The organism is Archangium sp. (assembly GCF_045802675.1).
Taxonomy (GTDB): Bacteria; Myxococcota; Myxococcia; order Myxococcales; family Myxococcaceae; genus Archangium.
On sequence record NZ_JBJMQO010000077.1, the window covers coordinates 36,316 to 49,343 of the forward strand.

Annotated in this window: 12 protein-coding genes; 10 read left to right on the plus strand and 2 right to left on the minus strand. The window is 71.3% G+C overall.

All coding sequences use genetic code 11. From position 1 onward, the window contains the following. Positions 1 to 45: 45 nt before the first annotated feature. Together ACJ8AN_RS21385 and ACJ8AN_RS21390 are read left to right on the plus strand one after the other, a co-directional pair. Entirely contained in the window at positions 46 to 1,536 is a 1,491-nt protein-coding gene (locus tag ACJ8AN_RS21385; protein ID WP_407757264.1) for a DUF2380 domain-containing protein, read from the plus strand. Continuing rightward, complete coding sequence (locus ACJ8AN_RS21390; protein WP_407757265.1) at positions 1,533 to 2,012, plus strand: NUDIX hydrolase; 480 nt, start codon at positions 1,533 to 1,535, stop codon at positions 2,010 to 2,012. The genes ACJ8AN_RS21385 and ACJ8AN_RS21390 overlap by 4 nt, the downstream gene beginning before the upstream one ends. Before the next feature lie 126 nt (positions 2,013 to 2,138). On the opposite strand, the gene ACJ8AN_RS21395 is transcribed toward ACJ8AN_RS21390, so the two are convergent. Continuing rightward, entirely contained in the window at positions 2,139 to 2,309 is a 171-nt protein-coding gene (locus ACJ8AN_RS21395) for a hypothetical protein (protein ID WP_407757266.1), read from the minus strand. 198 nt (positions 2,310 to 2,507) lie between these two features. Between ACJ8AN_RS21395 and ACJ8AN_RS21400 the strand changes: the two genes are divergently transcribed. From ACJ8AN_RS21400 to ACJ8AN_RS21435, 8 genes are all read left to right on the plus strand, one after another. Further along, positions 2,508 to 3,722, plus strand: a complete 1,215-nt coding sequence (locus ACJ8AN_RS21400) for a porin (RefSeq protein ID WP_407757267.1) — start codon at positions 2,508 to 2,510, stop codon at positions 3,720 to 3,722. Positions 3,723 to 3,737: 15 nt separating this feature from the next. After that, positions 3,738 to 4,451 (plus strand): VTC domain-containing protein, encoded by a 714-nt coding sequence (locus tag ACJ8AN_RS21405; RefSeq protein ID WP_407757268.1) that lies wholly within the window; start codon positions 3,738 to 3,740, stop codon positions 4,449 to 4,451. 6 nt (positions 4,452 to 4,457) lie between these two features. Next, positions 4,458 to 6,161 (plus strand): dTMP kinase, encoded by a 1,704-nt coding sequence (gene tmk, locus ACJ8AN_RS21410; RefSeq protein ID WP_407757269.1) that lies wholly within the window; start codon positions 4,458 to 4,460, stop codon positions 6,159 to 6,161. 15 nt (positions 6,162 to 6,176) lie between these two features. After that, positions 6,177 to 6,887, plus strand: coding sequence for a DUF4956 domain-containing protein (locus tag ACJ8AN_RS21415; RefSeq protein ID WP_407757270.1), 711 nt, complete (start codon positions 6,177 to 6,179; stop codon positions 6,885 to 6,887). Continuing rightward, complete coding sequence (locus tag ACJ8AN_RS21420; protein ID WP_407757271.1) at positions 6,884 to 7,639, plus strand: hypothetical protein; 756 nt, start codon at positions 6,884 to 6,886, stop codon at positions 7,637 to 7,639. The genes ACJ8AN_RS21415 and ACJ8AN_RS21420 overlap by 4 nt, the downstream gene beginning before the upstream one ends. 249 nt (positions 7,640 to 7,888) lie before the next feature. Further along, the gene (locus ACJ8AN_RS21425) at positions 7,889 to 9,289 is read left to right on the plus strand and encodes a metallophosphoesterase (protein ID WP_407757272.1); all 1,401 of its coding nucleotides are present in this window, start codon (positions 7,889 to 7,891) and stop codon (positions 9,287 to 9,289) included. A 136-nt stretch (positions 9,290 to 9,425) separates the two neighbouring features. After that, entirely contained in the window at positions 9,426 to 10,829 is a 1,404-nt protein-coding gene (locus ACJ8AN_RS21430; RefSeq protein WP_407757273.1) for an RsmB/NOP family class I SAM-dependent RNA methyltransferase, read from the plus strand. Positions 10,830 to 10,862: 33 nt separating this feature from the next. Then, positions 10,863 to 12,629 (plus strand): M61 family metallopeptidase, encoded by a 1,767-nt coding sequence (locus ACJ8AN_RS21435; protein WP_407757274.1) that lies wholly within the window; start codon positions 10,863 to 10,865, stop codon positions 12,627 to 12,629. On the opposite strand, the gene ACJ8AN_RS21440 is transcribed toward ACJ8AN_RS21435, so the two are convergent. Continuing rightward, positions 12,626 to 13,000, minus strand: coding sequence for a hypothetical protein (locus ACJ8AN_RS21440; protein ID WP_407757275.1), 375 nt, complete (start codon positions 12,998 to 13,000; stop codon positions 12,626 to 12,628). The genes ACJ8AN_RS21435 and ACJ8AN_RS21440 overlap by 4 nt on opposite strands. Between the last annotated feature and the right edge of the window lie 28 nt (positions 13,001 to 13,028).

The following is a 13,028-nucleotide window of genomic DNA, read 5'->3' on the forward strand; positions in this document are numbered from 1 at the left end:
GAGCCGATGCGCGGAACGTGGAGTGGTCCCGAGGTACTGGGGAGGGTGTTTTCCCGCGAAGACCAGGGGCCACGCGCCGGCTCGCCGCGAGCCCCGTGGGCGGGCGCGCTCCTCGCCCTGGCCCTGCTGTCCACCGGCTGCGTGTCGCTCACGCCACCGCCCCGCCAGGGGCTGAACCTGCGCGACACGCCGCGCGAAGCGGACGCGGACGCGCCAGCACGGGGACTCGGCGTCGAGTCTCCGCGCGCCCCCGCCTTGACGAGGGTGGGCCCGGGCGGCGAGGAGGGGGACGCGCGGCGGGGCGCCCTGGCGGCACAACTGGCGTTTCGCGATGCCCTTCTCGACGTGTCGGGCTCCACCCGCCGCATTTCCGCCGAGCTCTCCCGGCTCGAGGCCAGTGGGCGAGGCATCGCCGGCGCGAACGGTGCCTTCGTTTCCTTCGTCGACCATGGTGCCGAGCAACTGCGGTGGATTGAGGCCCAGCTCGCCGCCGCCGTCCGCCTGGCCAACGCCGCCGCGCAGGTGGAGGACCCGGACATGCAGCTCGCCTTGCTGCGCCTGGCCGGCCCCCGGCTGGAAGCCGCCATGCTCGGCTCGCTCCTGCTGACCGTCTGGCTCGACGGACTCCAGCTCGCCGATGCCCTGCTCTCCCAGCACCTCTACCGCGTGGAGAAGCTGCTCGTGGACATGTTGCGCTGGCGGGAGATGCTCCAGCCCGCCATGACGGCGCTCTCCTCCGCGGAGCCCGGGCAGGTGGAGGCCGCGGCACAAGACGTCCCCGCGCTGGTGGGCCACCTCACGGGCGAGCTCGCGGCGACCGTCGAGGCCGCACGCAAGGGGGCGGAGAACACCGCGAAGGTGCTGGTGCTCAGGGATGTCCTCATGTCGCTCCCCCTGCTGCTGGAGGCACCCCTGCTGGCGTCCGAGGCACGGTCGGCTCCCGCCCTGCTCGGAGTGGGCCTGACGGTGGGGGGCGATGGCGTGATGATGGGCACGCGGATGGTGGTGTCCGCCGAGTGGGTGGAGATGATGCGCCAGCTGGTGCGCGCGGGCGTCCTCTCCCTGCCCGCCGTCAGCGCGGCCGTGTGGATTCAGGCTGGCGGGGTGATGCTGGCGCAGGCGCACGGCGAGCTGCCGCAACGCGTGCGCGAGGCGCTGGGCGAGGGACCCGAGGTGCGGTCCATGCACGTGAGGGACAAAGCGGGGGCTGGCATGAACGAGCCACCGCGGCACCACGTCCTGCCCAAGGAGTTCCGCGAGTGGTTCGAGCAGCGCGGCTTCACCGGCGAGATGGATATTGACGAATTCTGCGTCGAGATGGAGCAGGCGCACCACGAAGCCATTCACGGCGGTGGCGACTGGAAGCTGGGGCGCACATGGCCGGGTGAATGGAACCGGATGATCATGAAGACACTGCGCGACACAGAGGTTGAAGCTGGGCGGATGTTGAAGCGGAATGAAATCCTGAACATCGTCGCGACGCGTATGGAGCGGTACTCCATTCCGATGGATTTCGTCCCCTGGAGAGGGCCATGAACAACGGGCATCCCTGGCAGGGCAACTGGGTTGTGCGCCTGTATGAGAGGGTCCGCGAGCGGGGTTACGATTCGCTCACCGCCTTCGCCGAGGCGCGCCCCACCGCTTCACTGGTGGCACTGGCCAAGGAGTTGGGTCCGGACGACATCGCCGGAGTTCAGGTGTTCAAAGGGCTGGTGGCTGAAGCGGAGCGGAATCATCGGGTCACACGTCTGGTGCGCGGGCAGTTCGTACGCGAACTGTACGAGTCTCTCCCAAACGGCTGGCCCACCGTGATGGATGACGCCAACCGTTTCAAGGTCGCCAAGGCACTCGGCTCGTGGTCTGCCTACACCCCAGAGACGCATGAAAAGCGCGTCGAGCGGGCCAGGGCAGCGCTCCGCGCCACGCCACCGCCCCCCGGTTGGCGTCCGCTCGGGCCCGACGACGAATTGCTGCTCACGCTCCTGCCTGATGAGGACGCCGACAGGCCATAGCGTCAGGCCCTCCACCCACTCCATGACGAGGTAGAGAAAGCCTTCCTCCGGGTCCGGCCACCGGCCATACCCAGCACGCGCACCACGTGGGGGTGGCGCATCTGGCGCAGCAGGTCCAACTCGTTCTCACCCCAGGGCGCCACCGGACGGGCCTGGAAGAACTGCGGTGACGCGGTAGAGGCCCGCCAGCACGAGCAGCGCCGCGACCCCGAGCAGCGAGAGCAGGATGAGCCGCACCTTGCCGAAGAGCTGCTCGTGCAGCGGCACCAGCTTCGCGCCAATCCGCCGATCCTCCATGGCGCGAGCCTACCCCGTAACTTCGAAAGGCCCCGCACCACCCTCGGGTGGAATTTTCCTTCCCTGTGACGGCTGCGTCACGCCCTTGTCGCGGTGGCTTTTGGACGCCAGACCGAGGGGACTGTCGACCCGCGGACGCCCTCCTTTCGGGCACCCCGGTTGCACACGCCTCCTGGGGACCGGGGCGAGGAGGAGTGCATGGGCGCGGGGCGATGGGGCGGAAAAGGAAGACGGGGGCTCCTCGCCACGGTCCTCCTGCTGGGCACGCCGGTGCTCGCGGGAGAGCCGGAGCCCGAGCCGGGACTGACACCCGAGCTGGAGCCGGCCCCCGAGCCGACCCCGACGGAGCAGACTCCGGCCGAGCTGGCGTCCAACGAGCTGGTGCCCAACGAGGTGGCGCCAGCGGTGGCCGCGCCCAAGCCGGAGAAGCAGAAGCCGGGCAAGCACGAGGCGAAGCCCGGCGAGGCGGTGGAGGAGCCGCTGTCCGAGGGTGGCGAGGGCACGGCGGCGGAAGAGGAGGACAAGCAGGGCCTGCGGGTGCGTCCCTTCGGGCGCGTCTACGCGCGGGTGAGCGCGGACGAGCGGGAGCAGTACACGCGCTCGCTGTCCATTCCCTCGGCGCGCGTGGGCCTGGCCGCGTCGCTGTCGCACGTGGACGCGGAGGTGACGGCGGACCTCTCCTCCAAGTCGATCCTCAAGGACGCCTTCGTGCGCGTGTCCGACGGGCACAAGCGGCTGCGCCTCTACGCGGGCCAGTTCAAGGCGCCCTTCCTGGAGCGCGAGCTCGCGTCCTCGTGGATGCTGCCGGTGATGGAGCGCGGGCTGGTGGCGGACTACCTCGTGGACACCCACAACCTGGGCGGGCGGCGGCTCGGGGTGATGGGCGAGGCGAGCATCAAGCAGGCGTGGAAGCTGAAGGTGTCCGGTGGAGTCTTCCAGGGCGCCAAGGACAAGGACACGGACATCCGCGCCAGCGAGGACGCCGCGCTGCGCGTGAGCGTGCGGCCCTTCAAGCACCTCACGCTCGGGGCGAGCAGCTACGTGACGGAGGTCTTCACGGGCGCGCGCAACTACGCGATGACGGCGGACGCGGCACTGCGGCTGGGCGCGCTGGAGCTGTCGGGCGAGTACGTCACCGGGCGCATTCCGGTGGGCCCCTTCGACGCGCAGCTCGGGCTGGCCAGCTACACGCTGCCCCTGGGCCTGGACGGTTGGGCGGTGCAGCCGGTGGTGGGCGCCGAGACGCTGCGGCTGCTCGGGCCCCTGAAGGCGCGCGGCTACGGCCTGGTGGGCGGCCTCAACGTCCTCTACTCCGAGCACTTCAAGGCCCAGCTCCAGGCCGAGCACGCGCTGCGTCCCGGCGATGAAGCCGCGGGTATCGAGTACTCGATGCAGCTCGCCATGCGCTTCTAGGGACGGAGACCGACCATGCTCCATTTCGCGGAAGGAGAAGTCACCAAGCTGCGCCGGGAGTTCAAGCTGGTGCTGGGGATGAGCGAGGCGGTGGCCCTGTGCACGCGGCTCTCCGCGTCGCTCGGCGGGTACCTGTCCCCGCCCACGCGCATCACCTCCGTCTACTTCGACAAGCCGGGCTGCCCGCTGGCCATGCGCGCCCTGCACACGCCGAATGACTGCCTCAAGGTACGCACCAAGGAGTACTCGCCGGACGTGGGCGCCGGGGGCGTGGAGCGCGTGGTGCTGGAGGTGAAGCGCGAGCGCAACGGCGTCACGCAGAAGCGCCGCGTGTGGGTGCCGCGCTCGGAGCTCGGCCACGTCATGCGGGGCGGCGCGCGCCTGCTGCCGCTCATCGCCGGTGGGAGCCTGCTGCCGGTGCTGGCGGTGACGTACCGGCGGCACGTGTACCAGTGCTCGCAGGCGTGGCGGGTGACGGTGGACCGGGACATCGGCTTCCACCCTGTCTCCGCGGAGCTGGCCCTCGGCGAGACGACGCTGAGCGCGGAGCGGCTGGGGGCGCCGCTCGCCGTGGATGAACGGGTGGTGGTGGAAGTGAAGCACCTGGGGAAGGAGCTGCCCGAGTGGCTTTCGGCGCTCAACCCCGGGCGCAAGCCGGCGTACAGCAAGTTCGCCGAGGGGATGGCGAGGGTCCACGACTTCGTCGCGGACGGGATTCTGGGGGGCTGAGCAACCGTGTTCATCGACTTCGAAGGCATTGACGGCAGCGGCAAGACGACCCTGTCCAACCTCCTGGCCCAGCGCCTGAGGCGGCTCGGCTACCGGGTGGCCCACGCGCGCGAGGGCGGAGAGCTGCGCTCGCCCATCGCCCGGCGCATCCGCGAGCTCACCCGCGACTCCACCCTGCTGGAGATGTCGCCGCGCACCGAGTTCTTCCTCAACCTCGCGCGCGACGCGCAGCAGCTCGAGGAGGTCATCGCCCCCGCCCTGGCGCGCGGCGAGGTGTGCATCAGCGACCGTTACCTCTACTCGCAGCTGGCCCTGAGCGGCGGCGGGCGCGGGCTGCCGGGCATGGTGCTCGAGCCGGCGTGTGAGCTGGCCTCGCAGGGGCTGTGGCCGGACCTCGTCATCCTCGTGGACGTGGAGCCGGACCTGGCCCGGCTGCGCAAGCGGTTGGGGAAGAGCAAGGGCGAGCGGGCCACGGACTCGGACAGCCGCAAGGGGCTGGCCGGCGCGGGCCTCGCGGTGCGCATGCGCGAGTCCTTCCTGCAGCTGGCGCGCAAGGACCCGGCGCGCTGGCTCGTCATCGAGAACAATGATCAGCCGCTGCACGTGCTCGAGCAGCGGATTGTCGAGGCGGTGGTGGCGCGGCTGGAGGGGCGGGAGCTGCCGGCGCAGCGCATCACGCCGCCCCGGCACGTGCCCGTGCAGGTGCCCTCGACGGTGGATGACGTGGAGGAGCACTTCTTCCGCATGCTGGACGACCTGGAGGTGCGCGAGCCCCAGCTGGCGGTGTGGCTGCTGGGCGGCATCCCCGGTTTCGCCGCGCACCAGCGGCGGCTGGGCTTCGTCGAGCGCTTCCCGGGCCTCACGGTGCGCAGCCTCGCGGGCCTGGACGACGAGCCGGCCTGGGCCCTGCGCGAGCTGCTGACGGAGGTGGTGCCGCAGGACGTGGCCTCGAGCCTCGGCGCCAACTCCGAGCCGCAGGCCATGGCCCTGCGCGAGCGCCTCTACACGCACGCGCCCACGGAGGTGCTCTCCGGCCTCAAGCGCAACGGCTCGCCCGAGGCGTGGGCCCTGCGCGAGCACGCCCTGCGCGAGGGGCGCCTGGGCGAGGTGCTCTGCGGGCTGGCCGGAGTGGACGACGAGCCGGCCTGGGCGGCGCGCGAGCGGGGCGTGCGGCGCGGGCTGTACGCGGACGTGGCGCGCAGCCTCACCGGGCTGGGCTCGGCGCGGGCGGACTCCCTGCGCGAGAGCCTGCTCGCCCATGACCGGCTGGCGGTGCTGCGCAGCACCCACGGCCTGGACACGCCCTTCGCCCGGGAGCTGCGCGTGGCGCTGGAGGACAAGGCCCTCAAGCTGGTGCTGCGCTCGCTGGCCGGGCTCGCCACCGACGAGGCCTTCGCCCTGCGCGAGCGCGGCGCTCCGCTGACGAAGGAAGCGCTCGACTCGATGGACGGCCTGGATGATCCGCGCGCGTGGCGGCTGCGCGAGGCCTTCCTCACGCGCTGGCCCGCCACGGTGGTGTCCTCGCTGGAGGGACTGCCACTGACGGAGCGCGGCGAGGCACTCGTGCTGCGCGCGCTGCAGCTCACCTCCAGCCGCCTGCCGGTGCTGCGCAACGCCTACCGCCTCGTCGCCGCCGCGCACACGGCCGAGCACCCCGCGGAGCGCATGGCCCAGCGCCCGTCCGAAGACGCCCCGCATCCGGCACTCTGAGCGAGGGAGGCCACCATGGAGTCATTCTTCTCGGAGCTCACCCAAGAGGTGTCGTCCGGAGTCTCCGTCGACGACGCGAGCCAGATACTGCCGCGCCTGCTGGCGGCGGTGCTGCTCGGCACGGTGCTCGCGCTGAGGCCCTGGCGGTTGCTCACCGGCAAGCCCCTGCCCCGCTCGGAGATGGTGCAGGCCCAGGTGCTGCTGTGCACCGCGGCGGCCGTCATCACCACCGTCATCGGCCACAGCGTGGCCAAGGCCTTCGGGCTGGTGGGGCTCGGCGGCTTCGTGCGCTTCCGCTCGGGGCTGAAGGATCCCCGCGACGCCGCCATCCTCTTCCTGGTGATTGGCCTGGGCATGGCATGCGGACACGGCAGCCTGGGACTGGCCGGGGTGGGCACCGTCTTCGTGGGCGCGCTGCTGTTCGTGCTGGACTTCTTCGACAAGAAGCCAGCCAGCGCGCCGAAGCAGCGGATGCTGGTGTCGGCCCAGGCCGATGACCTGGTGGGCGCGGAGGCCCTGCTGCGCAAGACGCTCGGCGAGCGCAACGTGCTGGTGCGCAGCTGCGCGCTGGACTTCGAGGGGCGGAGGCTGGAGCTCGAGGTGGAGGAGAAGGAGCCGGGGATGCTCGCGTCGGCGTTGAGCCACACGGCGGGCGGCCCGCTCCGGGGATTGCGGTGGACGGAGCTGCCCACCAACAAGGGGGGAACGTGGGAGGAGCGGGGATGAGGCGTTGGAAGTGGGCCGCACTGGTGGCGGTGGGGTGTTGGGTGGGTTGCGGCGGGGGCGGGAGCCTGCCCTCGGACAAGCAAGTGCCCCCCGTGACGATGCCGGATGGGCCGGTGATCCTGCCGGAGGTCCCGGGGGGAACGGGCACCCCGGCGCCGGATCCCTTCACGAGCCTCTACCCACTCACGACGGGCTCCACGTGGACGTACCGCATCGAGGACCCGAGCGTGGCGACCGGGCCCTTCGAGAAGCAGGTGGTGGTGGTGGGAGAGCAGCCGGTGCCGGAGACATCCGAGACGGCCATCGAGGTACGCAGCACGCAGCCGCACCTGGAGGAGGTGTCCTGGCAGAAGGAGAAGGACGGGGTGGTGTACCGCCTGCGCGAGGAGGACCACAAGGCGGGCACGCTGGCGCGGGTGACGACGTGGAGTCCCGCGGCGATGAAGTCGCTCGCGCTGGAGAGGCCCCAGGGGTGGAGCTTCGTGTCCTCACTCACCGAGCTGACGCGCTACCCCACCGGCACCAAGAAGGATGACACCGACAAGAAGAAGTACACCTGGAGCGTGGAGGCGGTGAACGAGACCGTCACCACCCCGGCGGGCACCTTCCCCAACGCCATCCGCCTGCAGCGCAAGCGCGAGGACAAGGTGGAGCCGGTGCGCACCTACTGGCTGGTGCCCGGCATCGGCAAGGTGAAGGAGACCGGCGAGCGCACCGAGGAGCTCACCGCCTACGACGTGAAGAAGCCCTGAGCCGGTGAAGCAGATTCAGCGGACGGGAGCCGGAGGTGGGCTTGCTCCAATTACGTGGGCAGTAGGGTCATGCCGCCCACTTCCGCGGTAAGGCGGCAAGCTCAGACGTCTACCAGTGCGCGGCCGGAGACGCCCACCGAGCCCTCGCCCGCTCGCCGCCCGGCAGGCGGGCGCGGCACCTGGGAGTGGATGGATGGCCAGTGGTGAGTGGTTGCACTCCGAGTCCGAATGCCTCGGACCGGAGGCACCATGCACCGTCTGTATTCCCTGGCGCTCGGCGCGGCCGCCGCGGCGCTCACCTTCATCGCGGGCAACGCCAGCGCCGCGAATCTCACCCGTCAGCCCTACCTCCAGCGCGTGGGCACGGACACCGCCACCGTGGCCTTCCGCCTCGATGCGCCGTGCGTCCCCTCGGTGCGCTACGGCCCCCACGGCTCCACCGGCCAGTCCGTCCCGTCGTCCACCGCCGACCGCATCCACGCCATCGTCCTCACCGGCCTGGAGCCCGGCACCGAGTACACCTACCTCGTGGACGCCTGTGGCGCTCGCACCAACCCGGTGAGCTTCTCCACCGCGCCCGTCCCCGGCACCCGCCACGTGCACTTCACCGCCGTGGGCGACTTCGGCTCGAACAACTCCGACCAGCGCGCCGTGGCCAACGCCATGCTCGCCCGCCAGCCGGAGCTCTTCCTCATGCTCGGCGACAACGCCTACGAGGCGGGCACCGAGGCCGAGTTCCAGAACAACCTCTTCGTCCCCATGGCGCCGCTGCTCTCGCAGGTGCCCTTCTTCGCCGTCCCCGGCAACCACGAGTACGTCACCAACCAGGGCCAGCCCTACCTCGACAACCTCTACCTGCCCACCAGCCAGGGTGGCGGCGAGCGCTACTACTCCTTCGACTGGGGCCACGTGCACTTCGTGGCCATCGACTCCAACTGCGCCATTGGCCTGGCCTCGTCGGACCGCTGCACGCTGGCCGCGCAGAAGAAGTGGGTGGAACAGGACCTGGCGGCCAGCACCGCGCCCTGGAAGGTCGTCCTCTTCCACCACCCGCCCTGGAGCAGCGGAGAGCACGGCTCGCAGCTCCTCATGCGCCGCGAGTTCGCCCCCCTCTTCGAGAAGTATGACGTGGACCTGGTGCTCACCGGGCACGACCACGACTACGAGCGCACCTTCCCCATGCGGGGCAACGCGGTGGCTCCCTCCGGCACCCCGAGCCCCACCTACCTCGTGGTGGGCAGCGGCGGCGCCTCCCTGCGCCCGCTCGCTGGCGGCAAGCCCTCCTGGGCCGTGCTGCGCAATGACGTGGACCACGGCTACCTCGACGTGAACGTGGAGGAGGGCACCCTCACCGCCCAGGTGCTCACCCCCTCGGGCAAGGTGATGGACAGCTTCTCCCTCTCCAAGGACCTCCCGCCGGCGCCGCGGCCGGACACCTCCGAGCCCACCAGCCCTCCGGTCGCCAGCCAGCCGGGAACCCCCTCGCCCACTCCCTCCACCCCCGGCGCCACGGCCCCCGGCCTGCCCGACGCCGAGGACCCGGAGAACCCGGGCCAGCCCGGCTGCTCGTCGGTGGGCTCGGCCATGGCGCTGCTGCCCATGGGGGCGTGGGTGCTCGCCACCGTCCTGCGCCGCCGTCGCCGCCGCTAGCCGGGAGGCCAGGGAGAGGGCCGGGGCGCCCTGGAAACGCACCAAAGCACCTCCACCCTTGTCATTGAGCGCCCGGGATGCGATTCGCCTGACTGCCGACAGTGCAGGCCCGCCTCCCGGGCCCCCGGAGCCTTTCATGAAGAAGAACCCCCGCCCGCCCGCCCGGGCGTCCCAGTCCCGACGTGAGCCCCCCGCCTCCGAGGCGTCGCGCGCGTCCCGCCCCGTGCGGGAAGACCTCGTCCTCCAAGCCAGCCTCGAAGCCTACGGCTTCATCCGCCACGAGGGCCGCCTGGCCGACCGGGCCCTGGACTTCACCCTGCGCCACAAGCGCAACCTCTACTCCAACGAGCGCCGCGCCGTGGCCGAGCGCGTCTACGCCCTGCTGCGCCGCCAGCGCACGGTGGACTTCCTCCTCGAGCACGCCCACCGCGGCTTCACCCGCCTGGACAAGACGCGCCAGGACGTGCTGCGCCTGGCCGCCTCGCGCATCCTCCACGGCGAGCCCATGGACGAGGTGGCGCGCACCTCGTCGCTCTCGGGCCAGGACGCGGACGCGCTCGCCGCGCTGCCCGCCGCCGCCCGGGCGCTCGAAGCCCTCCCGGTGGACAAGCGCTTCCCCATCGCCGCCTCGCTGCCGGACTTCCTCGCCCCGCGCTTCCGCGAAGTGTTCGGCGCCGACGCCGAGCGCGCCGCCAACGCGATGAACGAGCGCGCCCCCCTCACCGGGCGCCTCAACGGCTTCAAGGGTGACCGCGAGCAGCTCAAGGCCCTGCTGGAGAAGGAGGGCGTGCAGGTCACCCCCACCCCGCTCTCGCCGCTCGGGCTCTTCCTGGAGACGCGCACCAACGCCTTCTCGCTCGACGCCTTCCGCGACGGCTGGTTCGAGCTGCAGGACGAGGGCAGCCAGCTGCTCGGCATGCTGGTGGACGCGCCGCCCACGCGGGTGGTGGACGCGTGCGCGGGCGCGGGCGGGAAGACGCTGCAGCTCGCCGTGCAGATGAAGAACCGGGGAGACCTGCACGCGCTGGACGTGGACGAGGGCCGCATCGACGAGCTGCGCAAGCGCGCGCGCCGCGACGGCGTGCACAACGTGCGCACCCAGGTCATCCCCGCCGAGGGCCCCGAGGCGGACGCGGCGCTCGAGCCGCTGGTGGGCAAGGCGGACCGGGTGCTGGTGGACGCGCCGTGCAGCGGCACGGGCACCTTCCGCCGCAAGCCGGACGCGCGCTACCGCCTCACGCCCGAGATGATCGCCGACCACGTGGCGCGGCAGAAGCGGCTGCTGGAGCGCTTCTCGCGGATGGTGAAGCCCGGGGGCCGGCTCATCTACGGCACGTGCAGCGTGCTGCGCGAGGAGAACGAGGCGGTGGTGGAGGACTTCCTGGCGAAGCACCCGGACTATTCGGTGCGGCCGGTGACGGAGGAGCTCGGGCCGGAGCTGGGCGCGAAGGTGAGCGTGGGCCCCTACCTGCGGCTCGCCCCGCACCTGCACAACACGGATGGCTTCTTCGGCGCCATTCTCGTGCGCGCGAAGAAGTAGTCTCTTCTCCCTCGCCCGACTGGAGGGCTCGGAATGCCGGAAGCGGTCCACTATCGCGTCTCGATGCTCCGTCCGCACTCGCACCTCTTCGAGGTGGAGGCCACCTTCCCCGCGGGCCCGGACGTGCTCGAAGCCGTGCTGCCGGTGTGGACGCCGGGCAGCTACCTGGTGCGTGAATTCGCGCGCCAGGTGCAGGACCTGAGCGCCTCGGGCCCGGGGGGCGAGCCGCTCCCGGTCCAGCGCATGGACAAGCGCGGCTGGCGCGTGCGGGCCCAGGGGCGCGCGGTGACGCTGCGCTACCGCGTCTACGCCAACGAGCTCACCGTGCGCACCAGCCACCTGGACGGGAGCCACGGCTACTTCAACGGCGCCACGCTCTTCCTCTACACCGAGGCCACGCGCGGCCTGGAGCACCACGTCACCGTGGAGGCGCCCGAGGGCTGGAAGTCCTTCACCGCGCTGGAGCGCCAGGGCGAGGCCTTCGTCGCGAAGGACTACGACGAGCTGGTGGACAGTCCCTTCGAGGTGGGCCCGCACACGCCGCACACCTTCACGGCCGCGGGCGTGCCGCACGAGGTGGTGGTGTGGGGGGACGCGGTACCGGACGCGGGCCGACTGTGCTCGGACCTGCAGCGCATCTGCGAGGCGCAGGCGAGGATGTACGGCGGCCTGCCGATGAAGCGCTACGTCTTCCTCGTGTACCTCACGGACAAGGGCCGCGGAGGGCTGGAGCACAAGGCGTCCACGTCGCTGCTCTTCCCGCGCTCGGGGCTGCAGAGCCCGCGAGGCTGGGAGGACTTCCTCACCCTGGCGGCGCACGAGTACTTCCACCTGTGGAACATCAAGCGGGTGAAGCCGAGGGCGCTCGTCCCCTTCGACTACGCGCAGGAGAACTACACCTCGCTGTTGTGGGCCTTCGAGGGAGGCACGTCGTACTACGACAACGTCTTCGTGCTGCGCTCGGGGCTGATGGGCGCGAGCCGCTACCTCACGCGCCTGGGCGAGACGCTCTCCACGCTGCACGCCACGCCGGGCCGCAAGGCGCAGACGCTGGCCGAGGCGTCACTGGTGAGCTGGGTGAAGCACTACCGGCCGGACGAGCACTCGCCGAACAGCGCCATCTCCTACTACCTCAAGGGCGAGGTGGTGGCCGCGCTGCTGGATTTGGAAATCCGCCGCGCCACGAGCGACGCGCGGGGCCTGGACGACCTGATGCGCCTGTTGTGGCAGCGCTACGGGGACGAGTCCGGCGTGCCCGAGGAGGGCGTGGAAGCGGCGGCCTCGGAGGTGGCGGGGAAGGACTTGAGCGCCTTCTTCGATCGGGCGGTGCGCAGCACGGAGGAGCTGGACTACTCCGTCCTCTCGCACGTGGGCCTGGAGGCGCGCTTCCGTCCGCGCGAGTCCTCGAGCGACAAGGGCGGCACGCCCCCACCGCGGGTGAAGGGCGACAGCAAGCCGAAGGCCTGGCTGGGCGTCACCACGAAGGGGAGCGCCACCATCGCCACGGTGCTGGACGGCTCGCCGGCGCAGGAGGCGGGGCTGTACGTGGACGACGAGTTGGTGGCCCTCGACGGATGGAAGGTGGACGCGGCGGGGCTGCTGGCGCGCACCGAGGACAAGTCCCCCGGGGAGACGGTACGGCTCACGGTGTTCCGCCGGGACAGGCTGGTGGAGGTGCTGGTGGCGCTCGGGCAGAAGCCGGCGGACGCGGTGTGGCTCGCGCGGGTGGACAAGCCCACCGACGCACAGAAGGCCGCGTACCAGGCGTGGCTGGGCTCACCGTGGGAGGAGCCGGGCTAGCCGTGGAACAGGCCCTGGAGCCAGTTCCAGAGCACGAGCAGCGCGATGGCTCCGGGCACCGCGAGCACCAAGGCCCCCAGGTGGTATGCGAGCATGACTCCCACCTCCCTCCAGTTCTGGACAGCCCCGACGGTGGAGATCACCACGTAGACGGCGAAGCTGAGCCACGCCAGGACGAACATGAGGGGACCCATGGGGATCATCGAGCCCGCGCCATACGAGGGTTGGGACACGGTGTGCGCGTACATTCCCGTCGGCACGAGGACCAGTCCCACCAGGAACACATGAAGCAGGATGGCGCCTGTCGGATCGGCGGCCTCGGAGTCCTCGGTGGGTTCTGGCGCCTCTTCGCTCGGAGTGTGCTCGTGCATCGCGGCGGGGATTGTAGACGAGGGGCCC